The following is a 3,227-nucleotide window of genomic DNA, read 5'->3' as shown; positions in this document are numbered from 1 at the left end:
GTCTATGACGAGCACGGCTTCCGCGTCATCCTCGACTACGGCCACAACGAGGCCGCTGTCGGTGCGGTGGTGGACGTGGTGGAGCGGCTGAACCCGCTCGGCAAGCGCATCGTGTGCGTCACCTGCCCGGGCGACCGGCGCGACGAGGACGTGGAGGCCATCGCCGCCAAGGTGGCCGGCAAGTTCGACCTCTATATCTGTCACCGCGACGACAACGTGCGCGGCCGTGAGGCGGACGAAATTCCGCGGCTGATGCGCGAGGCGCTGATGAAGTTCGGCGTCGGCGACAGCCAGATCCAGATCGTGCCGGAAGAGACCGAGGCGGTGGAAACCGCGCTGAAGCTCGCCCGCCACGACGATCTCGTGCTGATCTTCTGCGAGGGCATCACGCGCTGCTGGAAAAAGATCATCTACTTCAAGCCGGAGGGCGTCACCGAGGGCAGGAAGGCAGAAGCGCCGCGCATCCGCGAAATCGCCTTCGACGTGCCGGAGGGTTTCCGCATCGTCGCTGACGAGCGTGGCGTGCTGCTGGCTCCCACCGAATAAGCAGCGGCGGGGTCATGTCGATCTTCGGTTGGTTCTCCGCGCCTGCGAGCGAGGAGGCGCGCAAGCTCGCCGTCATTGGCGGACGTCTGGAGGACAGCAACGCCGCGGTCTACGGTGAAATGCACCGGGCCGCCGGCGGTCGCATCCTCGTGTTCCCCACGGCCTCCGGCGAGCCCGACATCGTCGGCCCGGAGACCGTGCAGGTGTTCCGGGCCTATGGCTTCGAGGCGGAACTCTCGCCGGTCTACGGCGAGGGGGCGCTGGCGGCTGCCCATGACCCCGCGACCGTGGCGCTGGTGCAGCAGTTCGGCAGCGTCTATTTCACCGGCGGCAATCAGGCCAACATCATCAACGCCCTTGCTCCGGGCGGGGTGGAAACCCCGGTGCTGGCCGCCATCCGCGCCGTCAATCAGGCCGGCGGCCTCGTCGCCGGCTCGTCGGCCGGTGCGGCGATGATGTCGCGCACCATGATCGTCGGCGGCACGTCGCTCGACGCCACGGTGTTCGGCGTCACCGACGACCCGGAAAAGCCCGGCATGCTGATCGGCGAGGGACTCGGGTTCTTCTCCTGGGGCATCGTCGACCAGCATTTCATCAAGCGCGGCCGTCTCGGCCGCCTCATCGTGGCGATGGCCAAGGCGGGCGTGCAGCGCGGCTTCGGCATCGACGAGAACACGGCGCTGTTCGTGGAAGGGCACCGCGCCCGTGTCATCGGCGAATACGGCGTGTTCGTCGTCGACATGAGCGAGGCTCTGACCGATCCGCGCGGGCGCACGTTCGAGAACATCGGCTTCAGCTATCTCGACGACGGCGACGGCATCGACCTCCATCGCATGCGCCCGTTCCCCGGCGTCACCAAGCGCCGGGTGCGCCTCAGCGAGGTGGCCTATCGCGCCCCGGCGCGGTCGCAGCGCAACGTGTTCGGTGCCTACACGCTCTACGATCTGCTGGCCCGCCTCGTGCTGGGCGATGCGCTGGTCTATTCGGCCGACCGCGCCACCGCCGTGGAGCCCAAGACCGGCATGGCCGTGACGGTGGAGCTGGAGCGGGTGCGCGGGGTTTCGCGCGGGCTGATCGCCATTCAGGAATCCGGCCTGCGCATGACGGCGCTGAACTTCCGCGTCACCGTCATGAGCGAGCGGCTGAGTGCCGCGCGTCTGGCCAGCCGGGCGACCAAGCTCGCCCGCGATTATGGCGTGACGCCGGGGCCGCAATCGCAGCTGATGCTGCTCGGCTCCTCGCCGCTGCAAGGCGATCCGGCGCTGATGGCGGAGGTGCTGCGCCGCGTGAACGGGCCGGTCGGCATCATCGCCGCCGCCTCGGCCGAACCGCACGTCACCGCGGCAACCCATATCGATGCCTTCCGCGCCCACGGGGTGGAGGCCATCGATTTCGGCATTACCATCGACAATGTCGAGCGCATCAGCCGCGACAAGGAGATCGTGGAGCAGATCGCGGCGCTGAAGACGATCTTCATCACCGGCGGCAACCAGATCCGCCTCGTGGAGACCCTTCTGCACCGCGGCGAGGAAACGCCGGTGCTGCTGGCCATCGCCCGCGCCCATGCCGCCGGAGCCACGGTCATCGCGCCGTCGGGGGCGGCTTCGGCGCTGTCCGGCTTCATGATCGCCGGCGGCTCGTCCTACGAGGCGTTCCGCTACGGCGTTTCGTCCGATACCGGCCACGGCGGCCTTGTGCTGCAGGAGGGCGTCGGGCTGTTCGGCCCGGGCATCGTCGACCAGAACCTGTTCTCGTCGCGCCGTCTCGGCCGCCTCATCGTGGCCTGCGCGGAGGAGGGGGTGCGCTACGGCTTCGGTATCTGCGAGGATACGCTGATCGTCGCGCCGGGCGACAACAGCCCCATCGAGGTGCTGGGCCGGCACGGCGTGGTGCTGGTGGAAATCGACCACGCCAACCTGCTGCTGCAGAGCGACAGCTTCGTGGCGCGCGGCATCCGTCTGTCGTTTGCCCGGCCGGGCGACCGCATCAACGTGGCGGACGGCACGGTGGAGCGCACCAGCCCGCCGGCGGCGGCAACGGCCGCTCTGGAACGGCTGATCGGCGAGCTGATGGCCGAATGCGGTGCCCTGCCGATGAGCGACGGCTCGACCGAGCACCTGCGCAACAAGGCGATCGTGATGGGCTTCAATGCGCTTGGCGACGGCACCGCCTTCCTCGACGTGGAATGCGTGCGCGACGACCGCACCTGACGGCGGCCGCCCCCCGAAACGCGGGGGCACCCGGACGGAACCGGGGCCCGGATGCGGCGTGCATCCGGGCCCCGTGTGTTTTCGGGCTTCACAGCCGGAGGCGCTCAGGCACTCTTCATGCTTTCAGGCGCCCTGCGTGCGCACATAGCTGCCGGGCGCATCCTCGATGGCGGGCACGCGCTCGCCGGGCACGCGCGCCGGCACGGTTTCCGGGTCGTGGGTCTTCAGCCAGCCATCCCAGTCCGGCCACCACGAGCCGGGGGTTTCCGTGGCGCGCGCCAGCCAGGCATCATAGTCGCCCTGCGGCGGACCGTCGGTCCAGAACTGGTATTTGCCGAGCGAGGGCGGGTTGCACACGCCGGCGATGTGGCCCGAACCGGCCACCACGAAGCGCACCGGCCCGCCCACCAGCTTGGCGCCCTCGAACACCGACTTCGCCGGGGCGATGTGGTCTTCGCGCGCAGCCAGATG

At 69.2% G+C, this 3,227-nt stretch carries 2 protein-coding genes and 1 pseudogene; 2 read left to right on the top strand and 1 reads right to left on the bottom strand.

Annotation, left to right across the window (positions count from 1 at the left end; all coding sequences use genetic code 11):
• Both V7067_RS16810 and V7067_RS16805 read left to right on the top strand, forming a co-directional pair.
• On the top strand, positions 1-546 hold a 546-nt coding region (locus tag V7067_RS16810), incomplete at its 5' end, for a cyanophycin synthetase (protein ID WP_334177041.1).
• A gap of 14 nt (positions 547-560) precedes the next feature.
• Positions 561-2,756, top strand: coding sequence for a cyanophycinase (locus V7067_RS16805; RefSeq protein ID WP_334177040.1), 2,196 nt, complete (start codon positions 561-563; stop codon positions 2,754-2,756).
• Positions 2,757-2,879: 123 nt separating this feature from the next.
• Here the strand turns inward: V7067_RS16805 and V7067_RS16800 are convergent.
• A pseudogene (locus tag V7067_RS16800) lies at positions 2,880-3,227 on the bottom strand (class I poly(R)-hydroxyalkanoic acid synthase); the annotation flags it as partial.

The organism is Pseudoxanthobacter sp. (genome assembly GCF_036822375.1).
GTDB lineage: Bacteria > Pseudomonadota > Alphaproteobacteria > Rhizobiales > Segnochrobactraceae > Pseudoxanthobacter.
This window is presented reverse-complemented; position numbering and strand designations above follow the sequence as displayed.

Excerpts from the sequence above, each read along its gene's own strand:
- V7067_RS16805 (WP_334177040.1), top strand. The coding sequence starts at position 561 with ATGTCGATCTTCGGTTGGTTCTCCGCGCCTGCGAGCGAGGAGGCGCGC.